Annotated in this window: 20 protein-coding genes; 11 read left to right on the top strand and 9 right to left on the bottom strand. The window is 71.5% G+C overall.

The window, feature by feature from the left end:
- The first annotated feature begins 60 nt into the window (after nucleotides 1–60).
- From VIL67_RS00465 to VIL67_RS00455, 3 genes are all read left to right on the top strand, one after another.
- The gene (locus VIL67_RS00465) at nucleotides 61–993 is read left to right on the top strand and encodes a methyltransferase (RefSeq protein ID WP_332046876.1); all 933 of its coding nucleotides are present in this window, start codon (nucleotides 61–63) and stop codon (nucleotides 991–993) included.
- A 68-nt stretch (nucleotides 994–1,061) separates the two neighbouring features.
- Nucleotides 1,062–2,321 carry a cytochrome P450 gene (locus VIL67_RS00460; protein ID WP_332046875.1) on the top strand — a complete coding sequence of 420 codons (1,260 nt, stop codon included), beginning with the start codon at nucleotides 1,062–1,064 and terminating at the stop codon, nucleotides 2,319–2,321.
- A 33-nt stretch (nucleotides 2,322–2,354) separates the two neighbouring features.
- Nucleotides 2,355–2,789 (top strand): Cif family virulence factor, encoded by a 435-nt coding sequence (locus VIL67_RS00455; RefSeq protein ID WP_332046874.1) that lies wholly within the window; start codon nucleotides 2,355–2,357, stop codon nucleotides 2,787–2,789.
- Nucleotides 2,790–2,965: 176 nt separating this feature from the next.
- On the opposite strand, the gene VIL67_RS00450 is transcribed toward VIL67_RS00455, so the two are convergent.
- The gene (locus VIL67_RS00450) at nucleotides 2,966–3,784 is read right to left on the bottom strand and encodes an acyl-CoA thioesterase (RefSeq protein ID WP_332046873.1); all 819 of its coding nucleotides are present in this window, start codon (nucleotides 3,782–3,784) and stop codon (nucleotides 2,966–2,968) included.
- An 84-nt stretch (nucleotides 3,785–3,868) separates the two neighbouring features.
- Between VIL67_RS00450 and VIL67_RS00445 the strand changes: the two genes are divergently transcribed.
- Together VIL67_RS00445 and VIL67_RS00440 are read left to right on the top strand one after the other, a co-directional pair.
- Nucleotides 3,869–4,732 (top strand): pirin family protein, encoded by an 864-nt coding sequence (locus VIL67_RS00445; RefSeq protein WP_332046872.1) that lies wholly within the window; start codon nucleotides 3,869–3,871, stop codon nucleotides 4,730–4,732.
- 81 nt (nucleotides 4,733–4,813) lie between these two features.
- Nucleotides 4,814–5,821 (top strand): Tim44 domain-containing protein, encoded by a 1,008-nt coding sequence (locus VIL67_RS00440; RefSeq protein WP_332046871.1) that lies wholly within the window; start codon nucleotides 4,814–4,816, stop codon nucleotides 5,819–5,821.
- A gap of 3 nt (nucleotides 5,822–5,824) precedes the next feature.
- Here VIL67_RS00440 and VIL67_RS00435 read toward each other — a convergent pair whose 3' ends face one another.
- The gene (locus tag VIL67_RS00435; RefSeq protein ID WP_332046870.1) at nucleotides 5,825–6,595 is read right to left on the bottom strand and encodes an SDR family NAD(P)-dependent oxidoreductase; all 771 of its coding nucleotides are present in this window, start codon (nucleotides 6,593–6,595) and stop codon (nucleotides 5,825–5,827) included.
- Between the two features lie 153 nt (nucleotides 6,596–6,748).
- Between VIL67_RS00435 and VIL67_RS00430 the strand changes: the two genes are divergently transcribed.
- Complete coding sequence (locus VIL67_RS00430) at nucleotides 6,749–8,095, top strand: anthranilate synthase component I family protein (protein WP_332046869.1); 1,347 nt, start codon at nucleotides 6,749–6,751, stop codon at nucleotides 8,093–8,095.
- Nucleotides 8,096–8,108: 13 nt separating this feature from the next.
- Here the strand turns inward: VIL67_RS00430 and VIL67_RS00425 are convergent, their stop codons facing one another.
- Entirely contained in the window at nucleotides 8,109–8,297 is a 189-nt protein-coding gene (locus tag VIL67_RS00425) for a hypothetical protein (protein ID WP_332046868.1), read from the bottom strand.
- 319 nt (nucleotides 8,298–8,616) lie between these two features.
- On the opposite strand from VIL67_RS00425, the gene VIL67_RS00420 reads away from it, so the two are divergent.
- Together VIL67_RS00420 and VIL67_RS00415 are read left to right on the top strand one after the other, a co-directional pair.
- Nucleotides 8,617–9,390 carry a Crp/Fnr family transcriptional regulator gene (locus VIL67_RS00420; RefSeq protein ID WP_332046867.1) on the top strand — a complete coding sequence of 258 codons (774 nt, stop codon included), beginning with the start codon at nucleotides 8,617–8,619 and terminating at the stop codon, nucleotides 9,388–9,390.
- Between the two features lie 68 nt (nucleotides 9,391–9,458).
- Nucleotides 9,459–9,722: a hypothetical protein gene (locus tag VIL67_RS00415; protein ID WP_332046866.1), complete on the top strand. Its 264-nt coding sequence runs from the start codon at nucleotides 9,459–9,461 to the stop codon at nucleotides 9,720–9,722.
- Here the strand turns inward: VIL67_RS00415 and VIL67_RS00410 are convergent.
- Nucleotides 9,695–11,104, bottom strand: a complete 1,410-nt coding sequence (locus VIL67_RS00410; RefSeq protein WP_332046865.1) for an AMP-binding protein — start codon at nucleotides 11,102–11,104, stop codon at nucleotides 9,695–9,697. The genes VIL67_RS00415 and VIL67_RS00410 overlap by 28 nt on opposite strands.
- Nucleotides 11,104–13,818, bottom strand: coding sequence for a phosphoenolpyruvate carboxylase (ppc, locus tag VIL67_RS00405; protein ID WP_332046864.1), 2,715 nt, complete (start codon nucleotides 13,816–13,818; stop codon nucleotides 11,104–11,106). Before ppc ends, VIL67_RS00410 begins: the two co-directional genes overlap by 1 nt.
- A 74-nt stretch (nucleotides 13,819–13,892) precedes the next feature.
- On the opposite strand from ppc, the gene VIL67_RS00400 reads away from it, so the two are divergent.
- A complete protein-coding gene (locus VIL67_RS00400) occupies nucleotides 13,893–15,173 on the top strand; it encodes an amidase (RefSeq protein ID WP_332046863.1) in 1,281 nt (426 codons plus the stop codon).
- On the opposite strand, the gene VIL67_RS00395 is transcribed toward VIL67_RS00400, so the two are convergent.
- On the bottom strand, nucleotides 15,170–17,689 hold the full coding sequence (locus VIL67_RS00395; protein ID WP_332046862.1) for an ABC transporter permease: 2,520 nt from the start codon (nucleotides 17,687–17,689) through the stop codon (nucleotides 15,170–15,172). The two genes, VIL67_RS00400 and VIL67_RS00395, sit on opposite strands and share 4 nt — an antisense overlap.
- Nucleotides 17,686–18,357, bottom strand: coding sequence for an ABC transporter ATP-binding protein (locus VIL67_RS00390; RefSeq protein WP_349257497.1), 672 nt, complete (start codon nucleotides 18,355–18,357; stop codon nucleotides 17,686–17,688). Before VIL67_RS00390 ends, VIL67_RS00395 begins: the two co-directional genes overlap by 4 nt.
- Nucleotides 18,358–18,415: 58 nt before the next feature.
- Between VIL67_RS00390 and VIL67_RS00385 the strand changes: the two genes are divergently transcribed.
- On the top strand, nucleotides 18,416–19,054 hold the full coding sequence (locus VIL67_RS00385; RefSeq protein WP_332046861.1) for an arylesterase: 639 nt from the start codon (nucleotides 18,416–18,418) through the stop codon (nucleotides 19,052–19,054).
- Here VIL67_RS00385 and VIL67_RS00380 read toward each other — a convergent pair.
- Together VIL67_RS00380 and VIL67_RS00375 are read right to left on the bottom strand one after the other, a co-directional pair.
- Nucleotides 19,051–19,779, bottom strand: coding sequence for a phosphatase PAP2 family protein (locus tag VIL67_RS00380; protein ID WP_332046860.1), 729 nt, complete (start codon nucleotides 19,777–19,779; stop codon nucleotides 19,051–19,053). The two genes, VIL67_RS00385 and VIL67_RS00380, sit on opposite strands and share 4 nt — an antisense overlap.
- Nucleotides 19,780–19,786: 7 nt before the next feature.
- The gene (locus VIL67_RS00375) at nucleotides 19,787–20,374 is read right to left on the bottom strand and encodes a sugar transferase (protein WP_332046859.1); all 588 of its coding nucleotides are present in this window, start codon (nucleotides 20,372–20,374) and stop codon (nucleotides 19,787–19,789) included.
- Nucleotides 20,375–20,766: 392 nt separating this feature from the next.
- On the opposite strand from VIL67_RS00375, the gene VIL67_RS00370 reads away from it, so the two are divergent.
- Nucleotides 20,767–21,798, top strand: a complete 1,032-nt coding sequence (locus tag VIL67_RS00370) for a glycosyltransferase family 2 protein (protein ID WP_332046858.1) — start codon at nucleotides 20,767–20,769, stop codon at nucleotides 21,796–21,798.
- Nucleotides 21,799–21,816 lie beyond the last annotated feature (18 nt).

The following is a 21,816-nucleotide window of genomic DNA, read 5'->3' as shown; positions in this document are numbered from 1 at the left end:
ATGCGGTGAACCTTGGCCGCTCCCGCGGCTTTTCTTGGCTACATGCCTGACGCCGCCGCCATGACCTCGACCGACGACGCCCTTCTGGAGCTGCTCCGGCGCCTGGACGACAGCGGGTACGACTTCGTCACCCCGACGCCGCTGACCCACCAGCGGGTGGTGCGCCGGCCCGGCATGCAGACGGCGCGCGACGTGCGCGACGTGCTGGGCTGGAGCCTCCCTTTCGAACCGGAGGTCCTTCCGGCTGAACTGTTCCGGGCATTGCAGAGCGGCGGGGCGCTGGCGCGGCACGGGACACTGTGGAAGAGCACCGTCAGGGTCTCCCGCGTGCACGGCCTGCTGTTCCTGCATTCCGCCTTCCCTACCGACGACGAGGACTCCGTCTTCCTGGGCCCCGACAGCTACCGGTTCGCGGACTTCGTGCTGGCCGAGATGGGGCCGGACTGCCGCCTGGAGCGGCTGGTCGACATCGGGGGCGGCGCTGGGGTCGGCGCCCTGATCGCATCGCAGGCGTGTCGGCCCGCTGAGGCGATCCTGACGGACGTGAACCGCCGCGCCCTGCGGCTGGCGCGGATCAACGCCCAGCATGCCGGGATCCCGATCACCACACGCGAGGCTGCGGACCTGGATGGCGCGCCGGAGAACTGCGACCTCATCCTCGCCAACCCGCCCTACATCGTGGACGAAGCCGGCCGCACCTATCGGGACGGCGGCGACCTGCACGGTGGCGAGATCTCCCTCCAGTGGGCGAAGGCGGCGATCCCGAAGCTCGCACCGGGCGGCCGGTTCCTGCTCTACACCGGCAGCGCAATACTTCGCGGCGGGCGCGACCAGCTGAAGGCGGAACTGACCCGCGCAGCCGAGGCGCAGGGCTGCGCCCTCGCCTACCGCGAGCTGGACCCGGACGTGTTCGGCGAGGAGCTGGACACCGCGCCGTACGCCGACGTGGAGCGCATTGCGGTGGTGGGTTGCACGATCACGAAACCGCGCTGAGGGCGCTGCAAAGTTGACGCCTGCGTCACCTTCCCTGTACCCATGCGGCAAGTGGTGGAGGAAGTACAATGGCCGACGGAAATCTGCTGACCCTGAACGCGGCGCGGGATGAGGCCTACTCGACCCCGCTCGAGCAGCTGAACCCGGCCCAGCCGGCGCTGTTCGCGGCCGACGCCCACTGGCCGATGTTCGAGCGCCTTCGCGCCGAGGATCCGGTCCACTTCACCGCCGACAGCGAGTACGGCCCCTACTGGTCGATCACCAAGTACAACGACATCATGGCGGTGGACACCAACCACCAGGTGTTCTCGTCCGAAGGCGGCATCACCATCACCGAGCAGCAGGGCGACCAGGGCCCGCTGCCGATGTTCATCGCCATGGACCCGCCGAAGCACGACGTGCAGCGCAAGACGGTGTCGCCGGCCGTGTCGCCCATGAACCTGCAGCGCCTCGAGCCGCTGATCCGCGAACGGGCGGCCAAGATCCTGGACGACCTGCCCATCGGCGAAGAGTTCGACTGGGTGGACAAGGTGTCGAAGGAGCTGACCGGCATGACGCTGGCCACGCTGTTCGGCATGCCGCAGGAGGACCGGCGCCAGCTGATCTACTGGTCCGACGTGGTCACCGCGATCCCCATGCCCGGCGGCATCGTGGAGACGATCGAGCAGAAGATGCAGATCTTCGTCGAGTACCACGCCTACTTCACGAAGCTCTGGAACGAGCGGGTGAACTCAGATCCCACCGGCGACCTGGTTTCCATGCTGGCGCACGGCGAGGCGACCCGGAACATGGAGGCCCGCGAGTATTTCGGGAACATCGTGCTGCTGACGGTGGGCGGCAATGACACCACCCGCAACACCATCTCGGGCTCGATCCTGGCGCTGAACCAGAACCCGGACCAGTACAAGAAGCTGCGCGAGAACCCGGACCTGATCCCCTCGATGGTCTCCGAGACCATCCGCTGGCAGACCCCGCTGGCCCACATGCGCCGCAGGGCGCTGGCCGACTACGAGATCGGCGGCAAGACCATCCGCAAAGGGGACAAGGTCGTCATGTGGTACGTCTCCGGGAACCGCGACGACGAGGTCATCGAGCGTCCGGACGACTACATCATCGACCGCCCGCGGGTGCGGAACCACCTGTCGTTCGGCTTCGGCATCCATCGCTGCGTCGGCAACCGGCTCGCCGAGCTGCAGCTCAAGATCATCTGGGAAGAGATCATGAAGCGGTTCCCGGAGATCAACGTGGTGGGCGAGCCCAAGCGGGTCTACTCGACCTTCGTGAAGGGCTACGAGCACCTGCCGGTGGTGATCCCCGCCCGCGCCTAGACTTCGGCGGCGTCTGCGGCGACAAGCGTCGCCATGGACGACAGGCAAGCGATCGGCGCCGTCATCGACGGCATGTACGCCATGATCTCGGGGCCCGCCGGGCCCCGCGACTGGGCGCGTCAGCCCGAGCTGTTCCACCCGCAGTCGCGGCAGATGCGCACCGCGGTGGACGCGGACGGGCGCGCCACCATCACCATCATGGGCCCAGACGAATACCGGGCCAACGTGCAGCCGTTCTTCGACGCGACCGGCTTCTTCGAGGTGGAGATCGCCCGGCGCATCGACGTGCTGGGCGCCATGGCTCACGTGTGGAGCCTCTACGAGGCCCGGAACGATCCCGCGGACGCCGAGCCCGAGCGGCGGGGGATCAACTCCATCCAGCTCTACAAGGGTCCGGACGGCGCCTGGAAGATCATCTCGATGATCTGGGACAACGAGCGGCCGGGCGTGGTCGCGGAGGGGTTCTGAGCGCTGCTCGGCGCCCTCGTGGAATGCACGAACAGGCCCCCTCTCCCGCTCGTCCCGGCGAAAGCCGGGATCCAAGCTGAGGGAGGTGGGCAGGCGCGGCGGCGGGCTCGGCTTGGGCCCCGGCTTTCGCCGGAGTGAGCGGGTGTGGGGGTGTCTCCCGAGGGGCAGGACCGCAGTCAGCGGTCCTTGGCGCTTTCGCGGACGCGGACGATGAGGCTCTGGCTCGCGGTGGCCATGAGCTCGCCGTCCTGGGCGAACAGGTACATGGCGCCGTGGCCGAAGCCGCCGTGGACGCCGTGGATGCGGATGTCGCAGAGCACCCATTCGGTGGGCACGATCCGGCGGACGCGAAGCGTATTGTCCAGGCTGTTGCCGCCGGCGTTCTGGCCCAGCGCATTGCCGATCCCGGAGGGGACGAAGTCGGCCATGATGGCCAGCATCGGGGCGTCGATGGGGAAGCGTTCGCGCGGCCGGATCCAGAGCAGCGAGCGGCCATCTTCCTCGGCCTTGCCGACCCGGTCCGCGCCGTAGCGGCCCTTGGCCACGCGGACCTCGATCCGGCTGTGCAGCCCCTCCCCGCTCCCGCGCCAATGGTCGGCCGGGTCGCAGTCCTCCGGCCGAGGCGCGTCAGGCATCTGCAGCCACTGCTTCGAGAGCTCGCTCGGCCGCGCGCCCAGGGCGGCGTTGACGGTGAAGATCTCGCGGTCGTCCACGTGGCCGGTGACGCGGGCCTGGCTGTTGTACTTGCCGGCCGCCGGGACCCAGACGTCGAGGTCCACCACGCTCGGCGGGCGGGCGTACGACAGGTACTGGGCCGTGGCCCAGATGACCGGGCGGCCCGTGGTGCGCTCCATGGCGCTGACGGCGGAAGCCAGGCCAACCCCGCCGAACATGAAGAGGTTGTCCGGCGGCCCCACGCAGACGGCCGGCGACAGCGGCATGTACCAGCGGTGCGGGTTGTGGGTGCCGCGGAGGTCGAAGAAGGAAGCGTCCATCGCGGCCGTTCTTCGAGCCTTCCGCCGAGCTTCGCAAGGGGCCGAACCGGCCTATATGCGTTCTGGCTCGAGAGAGGAGCCCGCATGCCCGCCAAGACCGTGCTCGCCCAGCACGCCGCGCACCGAGACGACATCGGCGACCTGGTGACCCGCCGGCCGGTCCCCGGACCAAAGGTGGCGCAGGTGGATCCCTTCCTGTTCCTCAACCATCACGGCCCGCAGGTCTATCCGCCCGGCAACGGCGGCCTGCCGTTCGGGCCGCATCCGCACCGCGGCTTCGAGACGGTGACCTTCATCCTCGAGGGCGAGCTGGCGCACCGCGACTCCGCCGGCCACGAGAGCGTCATCCGCGAAGGCGGCGTCCAGTGGATGACGGCGGGCTCCGGCCTGATCCACGCTGAGGTCTCGCCGGAGAGCTTCAAGTCCGCGGGCGGGCCGCTGGAGATCCTGCAGCTGTGGGTGAACCTGCCGTCGCGCCTGAAGATGACCCGGCCGCGCTACGCCGGCGTCCAGAGGGAGCAGATCCCGGCGCTGACCGCCGACCAGGGTCGGGCGATCATCAACCTGATCAGCGGAGCGTGGGGCGGCCAGACGGGACCCGTCTCGTCGCTGACCGGCGTCTTCATGGCCACCGTGGAGCTGAGGGCGGGCGGCAAGGTGGGCTTCGGCTCCCTCGGCGGACGCAACGTCTTCCTCTACGCGGTGCGGGGCAAGGCCAGCGTCAACGGCAAGGCGCTGGCGCCGTGGCACCTGGCGGAGCTGGACCTCGAGGGCGACACCGTGGAGCTCTCCGCCAAACAGGACGCCGTCCTGCTGTTCGGCCACGCCGAGCCGATCCGGGAACCGGTGGTGGCCCATGGACCGTTCGTGATGACCAGCCGCGAGGAGATCATGGACGCCATCCGCGACTACAACGCCGGCCTGTTCGACAACGTCAGCGCCGCCTAAACGAGCGATTTCGCCGCCCTGGCCCCTAACCCTCGGGCCGGCGGGACCATACATGAGGGGCAAAGGGAGATTCTTCGTCTTATGAGCCTGCACCGCTCCAAGTTCGCCGCCGCCTTCGGCGTGGCGCTCGCCGCCTCGATCCTGGTGGCCGAGCCCGCCGACGCCCGCCGGGGCGGCAGCTTCGGCAGCCGTGGCGCGCGGACCTACACTCCGCCGCCGCGCACCCAGACCGCGCCCACCCAGACGGCGCCCATCGAGCGCTCGATGACGCCGCGCCAGCCGACGGCGCAGCAGCCCGGCGCGCGTCCGGCCACGGCGGGCGCGCCGGCGGCGCAGCCGCGCCGCGGCGGGTTCCTGGGCGGCTTGGGCGGCGGCCTGCTCGGCGGCCTGCTGCTGGGCGGCCTGTTCGGGGCCCTGCTCGGCCACGGCTTCGGCGCGGGCATGGCCGGCTTCGCCGCCCTGCTCTTCCAGCTGGCGCTGATCGGCCTGGGCGTCTTCCTGCTGATGAAGCTGTTCCGCCGCCGTCAGCAGCCGGCCGCCGCGGGCGCGGCCGCCGCGGGCTGGCCGGGCGCGACCTCGAAGTTCGAGGCGCCGGAAGCCCGATCGGGCGCCCGGCCCATGGGCGGCACGGCCTACACCCCGTCGTCTCCGGCCAGCGCCGCCCCGCCGGCCGGGCCGGCCATCGATCTCGCCGTCACCGCCGAAGACCGCAGCGACTTCGAGCGCCTGCTGACCGAGGTGCAGACCGCCTTCGGGCGCGAGGACTATGGAACGCTGCGCGAGGTGACCACGCCGGAGGTGATGAGCTACCTCTCCGAGGAGCTCAGCCAGAACGCGACGCAGGGCCGCCGCAACGAGGTCACGGATGTCAAGCTGCTGGAGGCCGACATCGCCGAGGCCTGGCGTGAGGGGGACCGCGAGTACGTCACCGCCGCCCTGCGCTATGAGAGCCGCGACGTGATGCGCGACCGGACGAGCGGCCAGGTGGTCTCGGGCGACGCCGAAAAGCCCACCCAGACCACCGAGCTGTGGACCTTCGTGCGCCAGGCCTACGGCCCCTGGAAGCTTTCGGCCATCCAGGAGGCCTAGGCCCTAGAAGTTCACCCGGCTGGAGATCGCCCCGTCCACCAGCAGGTTCGAGCCGGTCGTGAAGGCCGAGCGCGGACTGGCCAGGAAGACCACGGCGGCGGCGATCTCCTCCGGCGTGGCCATCCGGCCGGTCGGGTTGCGCTTGATCATCTGCTCGAAGAAGCCGGGCGCCTGCTCGCGGACGTTGCCCCAGACGCCGCCCTCGAACAGCACGGTGCCGGGCGAGACCACGTTGGCGCGCACCTTCTTGGCCGCGTGCTGCCGGGCCAGGCCCTTGGCGTAGTGGATCAGCGCGGCCTTCATCGGGCCGTACGCTGAGCCGCCGCTGGTCTCGGCCGCGGACACGGACGAGACGATCACGAACGCGGCGTCGCCCGTCTGCTGGGCCGCCTGCTCAAGGAACGGCAGGGCCGCTTCGAAGGTGCGCACCGCGCCCAGCATGTCGATCTCGAACATCGCCCGCCAGTCGGCCTCCGAGCCGCCGTTGACGAGGGCGCTGGCGTTGGAGACCAGGACATCCAGGCCGCCCAGCCGCTCGCCCGCCGCTTGCACGAAGCCGGTCAGGGCCGGGCCGTCGGCGATGTCCACCGCTTCGCCATAGGCCTCGACTCCATAGCCCTTCAGTTCGGCGACGAAGGCCTGCACCTGCTCGGCGTTGCGCGCGCAGACGGCGACGTTGGCGCCCTCCTGTGCGAACAGTTCGGCGATGCTGCGGCCGATGCCGCGGGTGCCGCCGGTGACGATCGCGGTCTTGCCCTTCAGCTGCAGGTCCATGCGCGTTCCCCTTGTTTCTGCTTGGCGGGCGCGACCCTGCCCCAGCCGGCGGCGGCGCGCCAGTCTGACCCCTAGGCTCCGCACCGCCCCTGCCGTCGAAGCGGCGTCTCAACCGCGCTGGCGGCCGCCGGTCGCCCGCGCTATGGCGGCGCCATGCTGGCCACGGCCCTCCTCGAAGCAGTCTGGCGCGATCCGGCCGAGACCCTGGGCGCGCTTGCGGACGAGCCTTGGGCGATCGGCTTCCTCTCGGGCGGCACGGACGCGGGCTGGTCCTACGTCGCCGCCGCGCCGGACGCGACCCTCACCCTCGCCGCCGACGACCGCCGCGACCCCTTCGCCGCGCTGAAGGAGATGGTCGGGGAGCCCACGTCCGGCGCGCCGGACGGTCCGCCGTTCCAGGGCGGCGTCGCGGGGCTGGCCAGCTACGACCTGGGAGATCGCGTCGAGCGCCTGGGGCTTGGCCGCCTGGACGACTGGCCGGATCTCGCTTGCGGCCGCTATCCCTCGGTGCTGGCCTTCGACCACCGCCGTCGCCGCAGCATCGCCGTGGGCCGCGGGGCCGACCCGGCCGCCGCGCGGCGAGCCGCCGAGACCGCGCTGGCCTGGCTCGCGCTGCCCGCCCGTCAGGCCGCGCCGCCCGCGGCGGACCTATCCCCCGACGACCCGGCGGTCTACGAGGCCGCGGTCGCCGAGGTGGTGGGGCGGATCCACGCCGGCGAGATCTTCCAGGCCAACATCGCCCGGCGCTGGCGCGGACGGCTGGCGCAGGGCGCCGCCCCCGCCGACGTGCTGGCCAATCTCGCCGCCCGCAGCCCGGCTCCGTTCGCCAGCTACCTGCGCCTGCCCGGACGCGCGGTGGTGTCGAACTCTCCGGAGCGATTCCTGCGGGTCGTTCCCTGCGACGGCCGCCTCACGGCCGAGACCCAGCCGATCAAGGGCACCGCGCCCCGCGGGCGCAGCGAGGCCGAGGACCGGGCGTTGGCCGAGGCGCTCGCCGCCTCGCCGAAGGACCGCGCCGAAAACCTGATGATCGTCGACCTGATGCGCAACGACCTGGCCAGGGTCTGTTCCGCCGGCTCAGTCCGCACCCCAGAACTCTTCCGCCTGGTGAGCTTCGCCAACGTGCACCACCTGGTCTCGACCGTCACCGGCCTGCTGGCGCCGGGGCGCACGGCCGTCGACCTGCTGCAGGCGAGCTTCCCGCCGGGGTCGATCACCGGGGCGCCCAAGGTGCAGGCGATGAAGGTCATTTCCCAGCTGGAGCCGCCGCGCGGGCCGTTCTTCGGCGCCATGTTCCAGCTCGGCTTCGACGGGATGCTGGACTCCAGCGTGCTGATCCGCACCGCCGGCTTCGTCCAGGAGGGGGATAGGCCAGGCGCCACGTGGCGGGTCGAGGCCCGCGCAGGCGCCGGAATCGTCGCCGACAGCGACCCGCGGCAGGAGCGTCAGGAAACCGAGTCGAAGATCTCGGCCATGGCGGCGGCGCTGGGCGCCGCCTGATCGTCCGTGAGGCTCAGGCCGCCTGCGCGGCCTCGCTCGGCAGAACAGAGCGCGCCAGCGCCCGGATAACGCAGGCCGCGGCCACGGCCTTCGTCGGCGCATGGCCCTTCAGCAGCACCTCGCCCGCGAGATCGAAGGTGGTCCAGGTCCAGCCGCCCTCTTCCCTGCAAATGCGGTAGCCGAAACTCGCGTCGTCTCTCATTTGGCGCCCACGCTCTCAAATACTGGTTCCCCAAAACGGAGCGGGGGCAGCTTCGTTCCTTGCAGGTGGTGAGAGAACAGGCAGAAGATCGGCCAAGATGATCTATTCGTCTGCACTGCAAGTGACGGCTCTGCTTTATGTCGGATGGCCGACATTGTCAGTGACGATCCGGACAAGGAGCGGTGCGCACAATCGGAGTTCTTGACGACTCGCGGCATGGTTGCAGTCGCGATGGAACTTTCCTTCGCCCAAAGGGTTTCAACCTCGCGGGTCCTTCTGCCTGTTTCCCGCGTGTCACATAGAGCAAAGGGGCCACCGGATGACGGGCCGGTTTCGACCTCACATCGCGCCGCGCCCTCTGGACGCGGTGCTGCGGCGGATGCGGCTGCTCGGCAGCCTCAGCGAGTCTGAACAGGATCTGCTGCGGCACCTCGGCGAACGCCGCGAGCGCCATGCGCCCGGTGAAGAACTTATCGCCGAGGGCCAGGGCAGTCGCCGCGCCCGCTTCGTGGTCTCAGGCTGGGCGTGCCGGCAGCGGGTGCTGCCTGACGGTCGCCGCCAAATCTTCGGCTTCGCGCTGCCGGGCGAGGCGATCGGCGTCGGCGAACGCCCCCCGGCGCCGGCGCTCGGCGCCACCGTGGCGCTCACGGCACTGGAAACCGTAGACGCCGAGCCCGTGGTGGAAGCCGCCCTGTCCGGCCGCGCGCCGGGACTCGCCCGCGCTCTGCAGCAGAGCCAACATTTCGAGCAGGCTCTGCTGCTCGACCACATGGTGCGGCTGGGGCGGCAGACCGCCTACGAGCGGGTCGCCCACTTCCTGCTCGAGCTGCAGACCCGCCTGCAGGTCGCCGGCCTGGGCGATCTCCAGCGATTCCCTCTGCCTCTGACGCAGGAGATCATGGCCGACGTGCTCGGGCTCTCCATCGTTCACGTCAACCGCACCCTGCAGCAGCTCCGCCGGGAGAAGCTGATCGAGCTGCGCTCCGGCGTGGCGATCCTGCTGCAGCGGGACCTGCTGGTGAGCATCTCCGACTACCGTCCCGCCGTGCAGCTGAGGCCGGCGGCGGCGGCGGCACGGCTCGCCTCCGCTTAACATCGGACATTGCGCCGCCCGCCGCTCCGTGCCCTGCTGAGTCACGCTTGGCGGAGGGCGGCGGCGGCATGGCGCTGCAGTTTGCGGTGATCTGGTATGGCGGTCGGTGGACGCTGATCGCGCCGGGCGTGCGGTATGACCGCTATGCCTCGCGCGAGAGCGCGCTCGCGGCCGCCCAGCGGCTGGCGGCGCAGGCCCGCCGGCAGGGCTATGAGGCTGAGGTCCTGGTGCAGGGCGTGGGCGGCGAGCTGACCCAATTGGCGGCGCCTGCTGAACGCGATCCACGGGGCGGCGACGAGCCGCCTCACGAGCCGCTGAACAGCCCCGCGTAACGCTCGCGCAGCAGGTTCTTCTGCACCTTGCCCATGGCGTTCCGCGGCAGCTCGTCGACGAACACGACGCGCTTGGGCGCCTTGTAGGCCGCCAGCCGCCCACGCGCCGCGGCGATCACGGCCGCCTCCTCACCCTGCCCGATCACCACGGCGACCACGCCTTCACCGAAGTCGGGGTGAGGCACGCCGACGACCGCGCTCTCGGTCACGCCGGGGAGCTCGTCGAGCACCAGCTCGACCTCCTTCGGATAGACGTTGTAGCCGCCCGAGATGATCAGGTCCTTGGCCCGGCCGGAGATCCACACCCGGCCATCCGGGTCCCGCCGTCCCACGTCTCCGGTCCGGAAGAAGCCGTCCGGCGTGAATTCCTCGGCCGTCTTCTCGGGATTGCGCCAGTAGCCGCCGGCCACGCTCGGCCCGCGGATCTCGATGACGCCAGTCTCCTCACCGCCCCCGATCCGCAGTTCCACGCCGGGCAGCGGATAGCCCACTGAGCCCGCGATCCGCTCTCCCTCGAGCGGGTTGCTGGTGATGATCACCGCCTCGCTCATCCCGTAGCGCTCCAGGATCCGCTGGCCAGTGCGCGCCTCGAACTCATCGAACGTCGACGGCAGCAGGGGCGCCGAACCGGAGATGAACAGCCGCACGCCGTCGGCGGTGTCACGGGTGAAGCCGGGATTGGCCAGCAGCCGCGTGTAGAAGGTCGGCACCCCCATCATCACCGTCGCTCGCGAGAGACCCGTCAGCACCTCGGCGTCGCTGAACTTGGGCAGCCACACCATCGGGCAGCCCGAAAGGAAGGCGCAGTGCAGGGCCACGAACAGCCCATGCACGTGGAAGATCGGCAGGGCGTGCAGCAACACGTCGTCCGGCGTGAAGCCCCAGGCCTCGTGCAGAGCCTCGGCGTTGGCCGCCAGATTGCCGTGGCTGAGCATCGCGCCCTTGGAGCGGCCCGTGGTCCCGGAGGTGTAGATGATAGAGGCCAGGTCTGCCGGGGTGCGCGCCACAGGCGCCGCCAGCGGCGTGGCCTCGGCCGCCGCGGCCACATAGCCGAGGTCGTCGGTGATGTAGACCGCAGGCTCGGCATCCCTCAGGAAGTAGTCCACCTCGGCCGCGGTGTAGGCTCCGTTGAGCGGCAGGTACACCGCCCCGGCCTTCAGGGTGGCCAGGTAGATCACCACGCCGGCGACGCTTTTCTCGGCCTGCAGGGCCACGCGGTCGCCCGGGCGAACGCCCTCAGCCACCAGGCGACCGGCCACCCGCGCCACGCTCGCCTCCAGTTCCCCGTAGCTCACCTGCGAACCGTCGGAGAGCAGGAAGCACGGCCGTGTACGGTCGGCCGGGAAGCCCGCGGCCAGCCGCTCGTACAGGTTCCCCGACATCAGCCGGTGTTCCGCAGGCCGGCGGCCACGCCGTTGATGGTCAGGTGGATGCCCTCGCGCACGGCCTCGTCCGCGTCGCCGCGGCGGCGACGCCGGATCAGCTCGATCTGCAGGTGGTTCAGCGGGTCGATGTACGGCAGCCGCGAGCGGATCACCGCCGCCAGGTCCGGGTTCTTCTCCAGCAGCTGTGACTGGCCCGTGATCTCCAGCAGGGCGTCATGGGTGCGCTGCCACTCCGCACGGATCTCCCCGAACACGTGGTCGGCCAGCGCCCGGTCCTCCACCAGGCCCGCGTAGCGGCCCGCGATCGCCAGGTCCGACTTGGCCAGGACCATCTCCATGTTGGCCAGGGTCGAGTGGAAGAAGGGCCAGACCTCGTTCAGTTCGCGCAGCTGGGCCATGGAGACCCCGCCCTTGGCCACCGCCGAGCCGAAGCCGAACCAGCCTGGGACCATCGCCCGCGACTGCGACCAGGAGAACACCCAGGGGATCGCGCGGAGGCCCTGGATGCTCCGCGTCGGCTGCCGGGAGGTGGGCCGGCTGCCGATGTTCAGATCCGCGATCTCGCTGATTGGCGTGGCGGCGTAGAAGTAGTCCACGAAGCCCGGGGTGTCGTAGACCAGCGCCCGGTAGGCGCCCATGGCGGTGCGGGCCAACGCGTCCATGGCCTTCGAGTGCGGCGCCGCCAGCTCATCGGCCGCCTGCTTGCGCAGCGACGTCAGCACCACGCCCGCGGTCAGGGTCTCCAGGCTTTGGCGCGCGATCTCCGGGTCGGCGTATTTGTTGGCCACCACCTCGCCCTGTTCGGTGATGCGGATGCGGCCATGGACCGTGCCCTGCGGCTGGGCCAGCAAGGCTTCGAAGCTCGACCCGCCGCCGCGGCCCACCGCGCCGCCGCGGCCGTGGAACAGCTGCAGCCGCAGCCCCTCTCCGCCGACCACCGCGCACAGCGCCCGCGACGCCTTGTGCAGTTCCCAGGTGGAGGTGAGATAGCTGCCGTCCTTGTTGCTGTCCGAATAGCCGATCATCACCTCCTGCATGCCCTGCGGCGCGAGCAGCCGGCGGATCAGCGGAAGCGACAGGTAGCGCGCCATGGTCTTGGACGCGGCGCGCAGGTCCTCGATCGTTTCGAACAGGGGCTCGGCGAAGATCTCGGCCTGGGGCGGATCCCCTGGCCGGTAGAGGCCCACCTCCTTCAGGAGGAGGTAGACCTCCAGCAGGTCGGACACCGATTGGGTGTTCGAGACGATGTAGGTCCGGATCGCTTCGGGGCCGTAGCGACGCTTGATCTCGGCCGCCATGGCGAGCGTCTCGAGCTCACGCCGCGTCTCGTCGGCATAGTCCGCGTAGGGCGAGGCGAGCAGCCGCCCATGCGAAAGTTCCTTCGTGAGCAGCTCGCAACGCGCCGCCTCGTCCAGCGCCTCGTAGTCGGCGCAGACGCCCGCGACCTTCAGCAGCTCGCCGACCACCCGGGCGTGCACCGCCGAGTTCTGCCGCATGTCGAGGGTGGCCAGGTGGAACCCGAACACGTCCACCGCCCGGATCAGGTCAGGCAGGGGTCCGGCCTCGAAGGCGGGACCGTGCTTCTGCACGAGCGAGTCCAGCACGGTCTGCAGGTCGGCCTTCAGCGCCTCGGGGCCGGCGTAGGGCTCCGCCCCCTTGGGCGACGGCCGGGGCGCGGCCTCGCCGGTGAGATCCCCGTAGGACGCCGCCAGGCGGGCGTAGACGCCCGTCAGCGCGCGGCGGTAGGGCTCGTCCGCCCGATGGGGCGACTCGTCGTGGCTGCCGTCCGCCAGCGCCTGCAGCTCCGGGGTCACCTCAGCCAGGTCGGCCGACATGGAGAGCTCAGCGCCCAGCGCGTGGATCCGCTCCAGGTACATCCTCAGCGCCGCCCGGGACTGCCGCACCAGCGCATGGCGCATGACCTGAGCGGTCACATAGGGATTGCCGTCCCGGTCGCCGCCCACCCACGAGCCGACCCGCAGGAAACTCGGCAGCTCGTCGGTCGCCAGCACCTCGCGCCAGTGGGCGTAGAGCCTCGGCAGCTCGGCCAGGAAGCTGCGGTCAAAGTAGGAGACGGCGTTCTCGATCTCGTCGGCGACGGCGATGCGCACGTTTCGCAGCAGCCGGGTCCGCCAGAAGATCGACATCTGCCGAACGAGCTCGCGCTCGATCGCCGCCCGTTCCCCCTCGCTGCGCGCGTGGTCGAAGGCGTCCAGGTCGTGGGCGATGGCGCTCTGCCGGTCCAGCACGCTCTTGCGGCGCACCTCGCTGGGGTGGGCGGTGATCACCGGGGCGATCAGCGCGCCGCGCAGCAGCTCCACCACCTGCTTGGTGTCGATCCCGTCCCCCTTCAGGGTGCGCAGCGCCCCCGCCAGTGTGTCGTGGCGGGCGTCCCCGGCCCTCCCCCGCCGCCGCTGGATCTGGTCCTCGGCGATGTTGGTGATCTGCAGGAACACCGCGAACGAGTGGGCGAAGCGCACCGTGTCCGGCAGCGACAGCCCCTCCAGCCGCTCGGCCATCAGCCGCGCCGCCTCGGGCGTCCCCTCCCGATGGAAGCCGACGGAAGCCTGGCGGATCTCCTCGATCTGGCTGAACACCGCCTCCCCGTCTTCGGCGCGGATCACGTCGCCGAGGATGCGGCCGAGGAAGCGAACGGTGGCGCGGAGCTGGTCGGGGAGCGACTGGGTCATCGGCGCGAAGGAATGACGCAAGGTCAGCGGCCCGTCATCTGGTTTCCCCGCCGAGCCTCGGCGATAGTCCGGTGCGACACGCCCAGGAGCCCCACATGACGCCAGACGAAGCCCTCGACCGGATCCGCCGCTACGACGGCCGGCTGCAGGCTTTCGTTCGCGTGTTCGATCCCCCGCTGACGAACAAGGGCGCCGTCGGGCCGGTGTTCGCCATCAAGGACCTCTTCGACGTGGAGGGCGTCCCCACCGGCGGCGGCGCGGTCGTGCCGCTGGAGCGCAACCCGCCGCAACACGCCCGGGTGGTGGAGCGCCTGCTGCAGGCGGGCTGGACCGCGGTCGGCAAGACCCACACGGTCGAGCTCGCCTATGGCGGCTGGGGCACCAACCGTGCGGTTGGCGCGCCCTGGAACCCTTGGGACGCCAAGGTCCACCGGGCGCCGGGCGGCTCCTCTTCGGGTTCGGCCGTGGCGGTGGCGGCGGGCTTCTGCGATGGGGCGCTGGGCTCCGACACCGGCGGCTCCGTGCGCATCCCGGCGGCGGCCTGCGGGGTGGTCGGGCTGAAGCCCGGCCGTGGCCTGGTCAGCCTGCGCGGCGTCCACCCGCTCAGCCCGGCCCTCGACACCGTGGGCGCGCTCGCCCGCGACGTGGCCACCGCCGCACGGATGCTGGCGACGATCTCCGGCCCTGACGAGGCGGCGGCCGTGCGCGGTCCGTTTGATGCAGACGCTGCGCTGGCCCGCGACGTGCGCGGCCTGAACCTCGCCGCCATGCCGCTTGACCAGTTGGGCGAGGTGCACCCCGAGGTCGCCCGCCTCTATCTGGAAGCGCTGGACCGCCTGCGCGAACTCGGGGTCACCGTGAGCATGGTCGCCCCGGCCCGCTCGCTGGAGCAGTCGTTCGGGCCCAATGGCCTGCTCATGGCCGGCGAGGGCTGGCGCATCTGGGGCGAGCGCATCGCCCGGCACCGCGAGGTCATGGACCCCTGGATCGTCCGCCGCTTCGAGGCGGGCCGGGAGATCAGCGACGCGCGCCTGCAGCGGGCCCATGACGAGCGCGCCGCCCAGCAGGCCGAGTTCCATGCCTGGCTCGCGGGGTTCGACGGCCTGCTCAGCCCCACCTGCCCGATCCCGGCTCCGCCCATGGACGAGGTGGACGAGACCATATCGCCGCTCAGCCGCCTGACCCGGGCCGCCAACTACCTCGACCTGCCGGGCATCAGCGTGCCCTGCGGCCTCACCGACGAAGGCCTGCCGGCCGGCCTGCAGGTGCTGGGACGGCCAGGTGACGAGGCTACCGTGGTGTCCGTCGGCGCCGCCTTCGAGACCGTTTCGGGCTGGAACGGCCGCACGCCGGATCTGGCGGGGTTCGCCGCCTAGTCACTGCGCAGGGCTGGGGCGGGCCGCTTCGAAAGCGCCTGGAAGGCGGCCAGCAGGCCGCCGGCGCCGGTGACTGCGGCCGCGCCGGCCAGGAGGGCCAACACTCCGCCCCAGTCGACGCTCCAGTCGGTCTCGAACACCTTGACGACCACGGGCCAGGCCGCGGCGTAGCCCAGGGCCACGCCCGCCGCCCCTGCAATCAGCCCCACGGCGCCGTACTCCAGCACATAGGCCGCCAGGATCTGGCCGCGCGAGGCGCCCAGCACCTTCAGGGTCGCCGCCTCACGGGTCCGCTCGCGGGCGCGGGCGGCGATCGCCCCGGCCAGCACCAGCAGACCCGCCAGCCCGGCCACGGCCGCGGCGCCCCGAACGGCAAGGGACAGCCGCTCGAAGAGCTCGGTCGCCGCCTCCAGCTGCTCGCGGACCGAGATCACGTTCACCTCCGGAAAGCTGGCGCCCAGCGCCCGGATCACCGCCGCCTCCTGGGCGCGGCTCGCCTTGGCTATGGCCACGTGCCGGGGCTCGGCGCCGTCTATGGCGTTCGGCGTCAGGACCAGCGGGAAGCTCGCCCCGAAGCCGCCCAGCTCCACCTCGCGGATCACCGCCACCCGCGCCTCCACCTCCACCCCGAACAGCTCGATTGTCAGGCTGTCGCCGAGCTTCAGGTCCGCGCCTTCCGCAACATCCTCGCTGACCGCCACAAGCGGCGGCCCGGCGTAGTCGGCGCGCCACCAGCGGCCCCGCCGGACCAGGGCGTTGGGCGGCTCGGGCCCCAGCGCCGAAAGCGTCACCGAGGAGTCGTAGGCCCAGCGCGCGCCAGGCTTGATCTGCGTCCGATCCACGGCCGCGCCGCGCACCCGCACGATGCGCCCGTTCAGCATGGGCGCGCGCATGTAGGTGTCCGGCGAGAGCCGACGGCCGAAGGCGCGCGCCACCTCGGCGTCGAAAGCCGCCAGCCGGTCGGCCGGGACCTCGGTGAAGACCAGCGCGGGCGCTGATCGGGGGGCGATCTCCGACACCTGCCGCAATAGGGCCGACTGGATCAGCACCACGCTCGCCAGCAAGGCCACGCCGAGCCCTATGGCCGGGGCCGCGGTGCGCGCAGCCGAGCCGGGCCCCGCCAGGTTCGCCAAGCCGATGCGCAGCGGTCCGCGGGCGCCGAGCCGCAAGCGGCCGGCCAGCCGCGCGCCGCCCGCCCCCATCAGCCACAGCAGGACGAAGGCCACGGCCACCCCGCCGATCAACACCGCCGCGGTGAGCAGAGTCGGGGCGGTGACCAGGGCCAGGGCGGCCAGCCCCGCCGCCGCCGCCAGCGCGCCCAGGATCTCCGGCCCGAACCGCAGCCTGGGGGCGAGATCCCGCCGGAACAGGCTGGCCGGCGGCGTCTGGCGGGCGCGCCCCAGCGGGGCCAGCGAGAAGGCCGCCGCACAGAGCAGGCCGAAAGCGGCCGCCTTGAGCAGCGGCTCCGGATAGACGTCGAACAGCGCCTGCACGGGCAGGTCCTCGGGGGCCAGCCGGCCGAGGACGAGCGGCGCAGCCGCGCCCACGCCAAGCCCGATTGCAACGCCCAGCAACGCCAGCAGGCCCACCTGAAGCAGATAGACGTCGCGCACCAGCCGCCCCTCGGCGCCGAGCGACTTGAGGGTGGCGATCACCGGCTTGCGACCTTCCAGGTAGGCGTTCACCGCCCCGTGCACCCCCAGGCCGCCGGCCACCAGCGAGGCGAGGCCAATGAACGCCAGGAAGTACTCGAGCTGGTCGATCATCCGCCCCAGCCCCTGGGTCGCGTCGGCGCGGGTGCGGATGCGCACCGGCTTGCCCGCAGCCTGCCGCCGGATCTCCGCAGCGAGGCGGCCCGGGTCGGCGCCGGGCGCGAGCACGATCCGGGCGGTCGCGCCGAACGGCAGACCGGCCTTCAGCGCGCCGCCCGCCTCCATGGCCTCCAGGCTCGTCAGGACCCGCGGCCCCAAGGCGAAGCCCCGCGACAGTCGATCGGGCTCTTCCAGAAGAAGCGCGGTGGCCACCATGGGCGAGTTGCCGACCATGAAGCGGTCGCCGAGCCGCAGGCCCAGCCGCTCGAGCAGGGCCGGCTCCACGGCCGCCCCCCAGGCGTCGCCCCGCCGCCGTACGGCGCTCGCCACGTCCGGCGCGCCGCTCAGGCCGACCCGTCCAGCCACCGGATAGCTGGCGCTGACGCCGCGCAGCTCCACAAGCCGCCGCTCGCCGTTCGGCGCCTCGGCCATGGCCCGGTGCGCCACCGCATAGGCGGTCGGCCCCGCCGCGTGGAACAGGCGCCGCTCGCCCTCCGTGAACCGCCTCCCCTGCACCGAGACCGCCAGGTCGCCGCCGAGGATGTTGCGCGCATCCGCCGCCAGGCCCTGCCGGAAGGCTTCCGCCGTGGAGCCCGCCGCGGCGATCGCGGCCACGCCCAGGGCCAGGCACGCGAGGAAGATCCGGAAGCCGCGCACACCGCCGCGCAGCTCGCGGGCGGCGAACCGCAGGGCGAGCGGGATCACGCCGCCCGCCCGTCGCGCAGCCGCACCGTGCGGCTGGCGCGCCCCGCCAGCGCCTCGTCGTGGGTGACCAGCACCATGGCCGCGCCGGTTTCGGCCGTGAGCTCAAGGATCAAGTCGGCGACGTGCCGGGCGTTCACCGCGTCGAGATTGCCCGTGGGCTCGTCGGCGAACAGCAGGGCCGGCCGCGGGGCCAGGGCCCGGGCCAGGGCCACCCGCTGCTGCTCGCCGCCCGACAGCTGGTGCGGATAGTGGCGCAGCCGTCCCGACAGGCCGACCCGATCCAGCCAGGATCGCGCCGTCGCCGTGGCGTCGCGCAGGCCAGCAATCTCGAGCGGCGCGGCGACGTTCTCCTCCGCCGTCATGTTGGGCAGCAGGTGGAAGGCCTGGAAGACCAGCGAGACCCGGCCCCGACGCAGCCGCGCGCGGCCATCCTCGTCCAGGCGCGCCAGGTCGCGACCGAACAGCGACACCGACCCGCGCGTCGGCCGCTCCAGACCCGCGGCGACGGCGATCAGCGACGACTTGCCCGACCCGGATGGGCCCACCAGCGCCACCCGCTCACCGGCGTTCACCTGCACGTTGAGGCCGCGCAAGATCTCCACCGGCCCGGCCGCCGAGGGCAGGGTCAGGTGGACGTCGTCGAGGCGGAGCGGCGGAGCGTCGGGCAACGAAACCTCATCGGGCGCGGTTGGCGGGGCGTGTCTTCGCACTAGATAGGGCAGACCGATGATCGACACATCCGCCCTCACCCGCCGCGGCCTGGTGCTCGCCGGCCTGGCCGCCTGGCCCGTGACTGCGCACGGGGCCCGCGGTCCCGTGGTGACGATGCTGGGCGACTCGATCACCGCCGGTTACGGCCTGCCCGCCGCCGCCGCCCTGCCCGCGCGGCTGCAGGCCGAGCTCCAGCGCCGCGGGGTCGCCGCCGTGGTCCGCAACGCCGGCGTCTCGGGCGACACCACCGCCGGCGGCCTGGCCCGGGTGAACTTCAGCGTCCGCCCCGACACCGCCGTCTGTGTCGTGGCGCTGGGCGGCAACGACCTGCTGCAGGGCCTGTCGCCGCGCACCGTCAGGGCCAACCTGGACGGCATCGTGGCCCGGCTGAAGCAGAGGAAGAAGCGGGTGGTCCTCTGCGGCCTGGAAGCGCCGCCCGAGCTTGGTCGCAACTACGCCCGCGAGTTCAACGCGGTGTTCCCGGCCCTGGCGCGCGCGCACGGCGTCACCCTCTACCCGAACCTTCTGGCGGGCGTGGCCGGCAATCCCGCCTTGAACCAGCCCGACGGCATTCACCCCAACGCCCGCGGCGCCCAGGTGATCGCCGGTCGGCTCGCCCCGGTGATCGCAGGGGTCGTGGCGCAGGTCGCCTAGCCTCTCGGCGGCGCGGGACGAGCCCCGAGCTTCAGCAGCACAAGCCAGGCCAGCAGGCTGAAGGCCGCGCCGAACGCCCAGCCGCCCAGCACGTCGCTGGGCCAGTGGACGCCCAGGTAGACCCGGCTGATCCCGACGGCGACGATCACCGCCACGGCCAGCACATAGGCCATGAACTTGGTCGCCCGGGTGGGCTCAAGGCTGGCGATCAGCATGGCCAGCGTCAGGTAGGTGGCCGCCGACAGCATCGAGTGACCGCTCGGGAAGCTGTTGGAATAGACGTAGGAGCCGTGGCTCACGAGGTCCGGGCGGGGCCGGTCATACATGACCTTGGCGAACGAGCTGGCGAACTGCGCCAGGATCACCGTTCCGGCCATCACGGCGGCATGCATGCGGCGGCGGTGGAACAGGAAGGCCAGGGTCGCCACGACGGTCACGATCGTCAGCACCGTGAAGCCGCCGAGCGCCGTGATGTCGCGCAGCGCCTCTTCCAGGGTGCGGGGCCCGAGCGGGTCCGACAGGTCTGCGGGATTGCGGAACGACAGCAGGATCTGCCGGTCGATGTCGGTCGTGTCGCCCTCGGCGACGTCGCTCGCCAGCTCGAAGAAGGCGGAAAAGGCCGCGGCGGCGGCCAGCAGGATCAGGAGCAGCCGGCTCTCGATCCGCTTGAAGAGCGTGCGGAGCGGACGTCCTCTCGGATCGACCCGCTCCTCGGCCTTCGTCACCATGGGCTCAGTACGAGCCGCGCCGGGCCAGCACCGCCGGCACCGTCAGCGCCAGCACCCGGAAGTCCATCCACACGTTGCGCCGGGCAGCGTAGACGCAGTCCATGGCCACCCGGGCGCGGTAGGTGGTGTCGTTGCGGCCGCTCACCTGCCACAGGCCGGTGATGCCGGGCTTCACGGCGCAATAGTGCTTGAAGCGGCGGCCGTACTTGGCGATTTCCGCCTCGACGATCGGACGCGGCCCGACCAGGCTCATCTCGCCGCGCAGCACGTTGAACAGCTGCGGCAACTCGTCGAGGCTGGTCTTGCGCATGAACTCGCCCAGGCGGGTGACCCGCGGGTCCCTGCGCAGCTTGTGGTCCTTCTCCCACTCTTCGCGGGCCGCGGGGTCGCTGGCCAGCAGGTCCTTCAGCCGTTGCTCGGCGTCGACCGCCATGCTGCGGAACTTCAGGCAGTAGAAGTAGCGGCCGTTCTTTCCCAAACGCCGGTGGGCGAACAGTATCGGTCCGCCATCCTGCGCGTAGACGGCGATCGCCACTGCGATCATGACCGGCGCCAGGAAGATCAGGGCCAGAAGCGCGACCACGAAGTTCATGGCTTCTGTAAGCGGCTGATCCAGAGGAACCCTGCGCGCCCGGACTCGGGTCCCTCCAAGGACCTCGTTGGCATAGACAAATTCAGACATCGGAAACTTCGGAAGCTGTCCGGCGAAGCCAGTCCCCGCCAGGAACGGCGCATCAACCCGAAGCCACGCCGTCGGGTTCCGTGGTCAAGCTTGTGGAATTTTCTGGCGGCCGCCGACCGCGGCTTCAAAAGAACACCACCCGGGCCGCGCGCCAATCCGCCAGCCCTGTGCTCGCGCTAACGTGATCCTCTCGGCAATCGTTGAGCAGCCCGGACGTGAGGTCAAAAAAGGCGAAGTTGTGGCGAACCTTGAGCGGGGCTGCTCAGTTGAGCGCCGGAAACCGTTGCCTTGCCGGAGCTCACGTGACCGAAACCCGCCCCAGCGTCTGCGTGATCATACCGGCCCTCAATGCGGCCGCGACCGTGGGCCGGGCAGTGTCGTCCGCCCTGGCGCAGCCCGAGGCCGCCGAGGTGGTGGTCGTCGACGACGGCTCCACCGACCGCACCCCCGAGGCCGCGCTGGCCTGCGACGACGGCACTGGCCGCCTGCGGATCCTCTCGCGTCCACGCCGAGCCGGGCCCGCCTCCGCCCGGAACCTCGCCATCGCCGCCACAGCCGCCCCGTGGATCGCCCTGCTGGACGCGGACGACTACATGCTGCCGGGGCGCCTTGCGGGCTTGCTGGCCCAGGCCGCCGACGCGGACCTAGTCGCCGACGACCTGCTGCGGCTGAAGGCCGGCGACCCTGCCTCCACCATGCGCGCCCTCGTGGGCGGGCTGGACCAGCCGCGGGCGCTCGACTTCACCACCTTCGTGCGCGGCAACATCAGTCGCCCCGACCGGCCGCGCAGCGAACTGGGCTTCCTGAAGCCCCTGATCCGGCGCAGCTTCCTCGACGCTCACGGCCTGCGCTACGACGAGCGCCTGCGGCTGGGGGAGGACTTCATCCTCTACGCGCGGGCGCTCACCCTGGGCGCCCGCTTCAAGCTGGTTCCGCCCTGCGGCTACGTCTCGGTGGAACGGCCGGACTCCCTGTCCGCCCGCCACGAGGGCGCCGACCTCGCCCACCTGGCCGACGCATGTGGCGAAATGCTGAAGCTGCCGCTTTCGCGCCGCGAGGCGGCCGCCGCCCGCGCCCATCGCGCTCAGGTGGCGGCCAAGGCCCAGTTGCGGGCGGTGCTCGACGCAAAGCGGGCCCATGGCTTGCCGGGGTTGGCTCGCCAGCTGCTGCGTTCGCCCGCCACGGCCCCCTACGTGGTCACCCGCGCCCTGCTCGATTACGTCAAGTACGGTCGCTTGCCGACCCTCCCGCGGCTTGGAACCCGTGTGCATGCCCGCAAGACGCTGGCTGCACGCAGCGGCTACGCCACGCGGCAGCGCTGGGTCGAAGGCTGAAGGCTGACGACTGAAGCT

The organism is Phenylobacterium sp. (assembly GCF_036563385.1).
Taxonomy (GTDB): domain Bacteria; phylum Pseudomonadota; class Alphaproteobacteria; order Caulobacterales; family Caulobacteraceae; genus Phenylobacterium.
This window is presented reverse-complemented; position numbering and strand designations above follow the sequence as displayed.

Bases quoted from the DNA above. Each gene is read 5' to 3' on its own strand.
- VIL67_RS00465 (WP_332046876.1), top strand. From the start codon at position 61: ATGACCTCGACCGACGACGCCCTTCTGGAGCTGCTCCGGCGCCTGGAC.
- VIL67_RS00460 (WP_332046875.1), top strand. From the start codon at position 1,062: ATGGCCGACGGAAATCTGCTGACCCTGAACGCGGCGCGGGATGAGGCC.
- VIL67_RS00455 (WP_332046874.1), top strand. From the start codon at position 2,355: ATGGACGACAGGCAAGCGATCGGCGCCGTCATCGACGGCATGTACGCC.
- VIL67_RS00450 (WP_332046873.1), bottom strand. From the start codon at position 3,784: ATGGACGCTTCCTTCTTCGACCTCCGCGGCACCCACAACCCGCACCGC.
- VIL67_RS00445 (WP_332046872.1), top strand. From the start codon at position 3,869: ATGCCCGCCAAGACCGTGCTCGCCCAGCACGCCGCGCACCGAGACGAC.
- VIL67_RS00440 (WP_332046871.1), top strand. From the start codon at position 4,814: ATGAGCCTGCACCGCTCCAAGTTCGCCGCCGCCTTCGGCGTGGCGCTC.
- VIL67_RS00435 (WP_332046870.1), bottom strand. From the start codon at position 6,595: ATGGACCTGCAGCTGAAGGGCAAGACCGCGATCGTCACCGGCGGCACC.
- VIL67_RS00430 (WP_332046869.1), top strand. From the start codon at position 6,749: ATGCTGGCCACGGCCCTCCTCGAAGCAGTCTGGCGCGATCCGGCCGAG.
- VIL67_RS00425 (WP_332046868.1), bottom strand. From the start codon at position 8,297: ATGAGAGACGACGCGAGTTTCGGCTACCGCATTTGCAGGGAAGAGGGC.
- VIL67_RS00420 (WP_332046867.1), top strand. From the start codon at position 8,617: ATGACGGGCCGGTTTCGACCTCACATCGCGCCGCGCCCTCTGGACGCG.
- VIL67_RS00415 (WP_332046866.1), top strand. From the start codon at position 9,459: ATGGCGCTGCAGTTTGCGGTGATCTGGTATGGCGGTCGGTGGACGCTG.
- VIL67_RS00410 (WP_332046865.1), bottom strand. From the start codon at position 11,104: ATGTCGGGGAACCTGTACGAGCGGCTGGCCGCGGGCTTCCCGGCCGAC.
- VIL67_RS00400 (WP_332046863.1), top strand. From the start codon at position 13,893: ATGACGCCAGACGAAGCCCTCGACCGGATCCGCCGCTACGACGGCCGG.
- VIL67_RS00385 (WP_332046861.1), top strand. From the start codon at position 18,416: ATGATCGACACATCCGCCCTCACCCGCCGCGGCCTGGTGCTCGCCGGC.
- VIL67_RS00375 (WP_332046859.1), bottom strand. From the start codon at position 20,374: ATGAACTTCGTGGTCGCGCTTCTGGCCCTGATCTTCCTGGCGCCGGTC.